The 3,826-nt window shown below is 62.7% G+C and carries 4 protein-coding genes; all 4 read right to left on the bottom strand.

Features of this window, described 5'->3' with window-relative positions:
* Nucleotides 1–329 precede the first annotated feature (329 nt).
* Nucleotides 330–1,967, bottom strand: a complete 1,638-nt coding sequence (gene groL, locus NZM16_RS09000; RefSeq protein WP_295480023.1) for a chaperonin GroEL — start codon at nt 1,965–1,967, stop codon at nt 330–332.
* Nucleotides 1,968–2,031: 64 nt separating this feature from the next.
* Nucleotides 2,032–2,334: a co-chaperone GroES gene (gene groES, locus NZM16_RS08995; protein ID WP_295453764.1), complete on the bottom strand. Its 303-nt coding sequence runs from the start codon at nt 2,332–2,334 to the stop codon at nt 2,032–2,034.
* 133 nt (nt 2,335–2,467) lie between these two features.
* Nucleotides 2,468–2,914, bottom strand: a complete 447-nt coding sequence (locus NZM16_RS08990; protein WP_295480021.1) for an Hsp20/alpha crystallin family protein — start codon at nt 2,912–2,914, stop codon at nt 2,468–2,470.
* 233 nt (nt 2,915–3,147) lie between these two features.
* Nucleotides 3,148–3,597 carry a BON domain-containing protein gene (locus NZM16_RS08985; RefSeq protein WP_295480019.1) on the bottom strand — a complete coding sequence of 150 codons (450 nt, stop codon included), beginning with the start codon at nt 3,595–3,597 and terminating at the stop codon, nt 3,148–3,150.
* Between the last annotated feature and the right edge of the window lie 229 nt (nt 3,598–3,826).

Genomic DNA, 3,826 nt, shown 5'->3' with positions numbered 1-3,826 from the left:
CCCGCACCGCCCCCGAAAGATTTTTTCTCCCCCCTCTCCACGGCCTAGAGGGCCGTGGGGAGGGGGGAGGGGCCATCGCCTTCCGGACTCGCTTCGGTTCCTCCAATCCCCAGTCGATAACTGGACAAAGCACTAGCGGGCTTGGACCATCGCTTCGTTTTTAGGAGCTTAGGGTGGTAAGGCGGGCGACGAAGCCGCCCACCCCACCATCCTAAACTCTTGCCCACAATCGGGCCCAGTCAGCGACATGTGTCCGCAACACGAGCCAAAATGAAGTCACTGGGGCGGGTCAGAGACCCGCCCCAGTCGCTTTTCAGAGGACTTCAGGCTTAGAGCTCCTCAGAGGGCGTCGGAGTGGTCTCCTTCTTCTTCTCCGGCACTTCGGTGACCAGGGCCTCGGTGGTGAGGATCATCGCGGCGACGCTGGCGGCGTTCTCCAGGGCGGTGCGGGTCACCTTGGCCGGGTCGATGATGCCCGCCTCCACCATGTCCACATACTCGTTCTGCAGCACATTGTAGCCGATGTTCAGGTTGTTCCGCTCCTTCTGGAGGCGGCGCACCATCTCCACCACCACCGCGCCGTCCTCGCCTGCGTTCTCGGCGATCCGCCGGAGCGGCTCCTCCAGGGCGCGGCGGACAATGTTGATGCCCGTCTGAACGTCGCCCTCGGCCTTCAGGTTGTCCAGGGCCTTGGCAGCGTTCAGCAGGGCCACGCCGCCGCCGGGCACGATGCCCTCTTCCACCGCCGCGCGGGTCGCCGAGAGCGCGTCCTCAACCCGGTGCTTCTTCTCCTTGAGCTCCACCTCAGTGGCCGCGCCGACGCGGATGATGGCGACCCCGCCGGCCAGCTTCGCCAGGCGCTCCTGCAGCTTCTCGCGGTCGTAATCGCTGGTGGTCTTCTCCATCTCGGCCTTAATTTGCTCAATGCGGCCCTTGATGGCCTTTGGGTCGCCCCGTCCGCCGATGATGGTGGTGTCGTCCTTGGTCACCACCACCTTATCGGCCCGGCCGAGGTCCGCGATGCGCACCCCCTCCAGCTTGCGGCCCAGCTCCTCGCTGATCACCTGACCGCCGGTGAGGATGGCGATGTCCTGGAGCATCGCCTTGCGGCGCTCACCGAAGCCCGGCGCCTTCACCGCCACGGCGTTGAAGATGCCCCGCAGCTTGTTCAGCACCAGGGTCGCCAGGGCCTCGCCATCCACATCCTCCGCGATCACCAGCAGGGAGCGGGTCTCGCCCTCCTGGAGCACGCGCTCCAGTACCGGGATGATGTCGGCGGCGGCGGAGATCTTCTTATCGTGGATCAGGATGTAGGGATTCTCCAGCACCGCCTCCATCGTCTCCGGATTGGTCACGAAATAAGGCGAGATGTATCCACGGTCAAACTGCATCCCTTCAACATACTCTGTCTCGAAAGGCAGGCCTGTCTTCGATTCTTCAACCGTGATCACACCATCCTTGCCAACCTTATCCATGACCTCAGCGATGAGGTTCCCGATCTCTGGATCCGCCGAGGAGATGGCCGCCACGTGGGCGATGTCGTCCTTGCTCTGGACCGGCTTGGCCATCCGCTTGATCTCCTCGACCACGGCCTTCACGGCCATCTCGATGCCCTTCTTCAGAAGCATCGGGTTAGCCCCTGCGGCCACGTTCTTCATACCCTCCGTGACCATCATGTGGGCCAGCACCGTCGCCGTGGTCGTCCCATCGCCGGCCACATCGTTGGTCTTGGTCGCCGCCTCCTTGAGGAGCTGCACCCCCATGTTCTCATAGGGGTCCGGCAGCTCGATCTCCTTGGCCACCGTCACGCCATCGTGGGTGATGCTCGGGGCTCCCCACTTTTTATCCAGTGCCACATTCCGTCCCTTGGGCCCCAGGGTGGTTCCCACCGCGTTGGCCAGGATATCGATGCCGCGCTTCAGACGGCGGCGAGCCTCCTCCCCAAAGACCAGCTGCTTGGGCGCCATTTCCGATCACCTCCTTAGAGGATAAGGATTTCGAATCGCGGAATTGCAGAAAGCGATCAGGAGATCACTCCTCGACGATCGCCAGGATATCGCTCTCTTTGAGGATCAGCAACTTGCGGGTGGTATCCACCTTAAACTCGGTGCCTGCATACTTGGCGAAGAGCACGCGGTCGCCCACCTTTACCTCCATGGGGACTCGCTTGCCGCTCTCATCCACGCGCCCGGGGCCCACAGCGATCACCCGGCCCTCCTGAGGGCGCTCCTTCGCGGTTTCCGGGAGGATGATACCGCTGGGGGTCACCTCCTCCCGCTCAATGGGTTCCACCACCACCCGATCCGCAAGGGGTCGAAGCTTGATCTCCGCCATCGTCCCATCCTCCCAGAGGATAGATGGATTTCTTAAGCTGACAAGGGAAAGCCAGTGGCCTCTTCCCCCTTCTCTCCTTACCCCGCAGCCCCTGGAGCTGCGGGGAAGATAAGGGCTCAGCGTTGTGGTGCCCCTACTTGACCTTTACTTTGATGGTCCGCGCCTTCACCGTTTCCGTCTTAGGCAGCCGTAGAGTCAGGATGCCGTGCTCATACTCTGCCACGGCCTTGTCGGCCATCACTTCGACTGGGAGCACGAAAGAACGGGTGAAAGCGCCAAGACGCCGTTCCTGCCGGATCCAGGATCCCTCCCGGGCCTCCTGCTCCTCGCGAAATTCCCCACGCAACGTCACCGTGTTCCCGCTCACGGTCACCTCGATGTCCTCCGGCCGAACCCCCGGCACAGCAGCCTTCACCACCACCTCATCCTTGGTCTCATAGATGTCCACCGCCGGCCAGTCCATGGATCCGGCGAAGAGCAGAGAGGGACGGGAGAACGCCTCGTCTAAAATCCGATCAACCGCCCGTCGTAGCGAGAAGACCTCCTGAAAAGGATCCCATCGGCGGATTTCACCGGCCATAGCGGCCCTCCTTCTAACTAAGATTCCCCGGTCGGATTCGGACATGAGGTTGCGCCATGTGCAACTTCCGAGTTCTCCCGTAGGTTTTGTGATGGCCTCCCTCCCGAAGGCACCTGGATCGGACCTACCGCCTGAAGTTGCACACGGCGTGAGGTTTTCCGAATAGCACCTTTGATGTTAGCGGGATCGTGTTAGAGCTGCGCAAGAGCCACATAAGAATTTCGTAAGAGCCCCTATGCGGCCCGGCGCACCACCATCTTCACTTGCAGATTGTTCACGACGTTGCGAACCCCACGGATCGAGCGGGCGATTTGCTCCGCTCGTTGTCGGGCCGCTTCGTTCGGAACCCATCCGGCCAAGGTCACATCGCCCTGAACACTGGTGGCCAACACGCGGGCCTGGGGAGAGCTGAGCTCCGGATCGGCTGCCAGACGCAGGCCCAGCTCCGCTTCGATTTCGGGATCCGCGACCAGGTCGTTCTGCACCTCCCGCACGCCCGGGATCGAGCGGGCAAGGATCTCCGCCATCCGCTTCATGGCGGTGGAAGGCACTACCCCCTCCAGAATCACCCGTCCATCCCGGGCGTCCACCCGAATCAGGTGGAAATTGACCCGGAGGGGATCATATCGGTAAAGCCGTTCCTCCACCCTGGCGCGCAAGGTCGCATCGTCTACAGCGTTCATGGGCGTCGCTCCCCGGAGGATTGGTCCCAGAGGGTTTCTGCAGCGGCCGCTCAAGGAAAGATTCCACCTGGCCCCGGGAGGTTCTTTATCTTAACGCATGCTGCGAATTCGACGCCGCTTACGAAAAGGGGGTTGGGCGGGGGGGCCGCGCGGGCGCGCCCCCCCCCCCCCCAAAGGCTGAGGGGGGGGGTATGTTGAGAGAGGGGGCGGGGAGCAGAGCCCCCCCCAA

This window comes from Thermoflexus sp. (assembly GCF_025055495.1).
GTDB lineage: Bacteria > Chloroflexota > Anaerolineae > Thermoflexales > Thermoflexaceae > Thermoflexus.
Note: the sequence above shows the minus strand (reverse complement) of the source record. Positions and strands in the feature narration are given on the sequence as shown.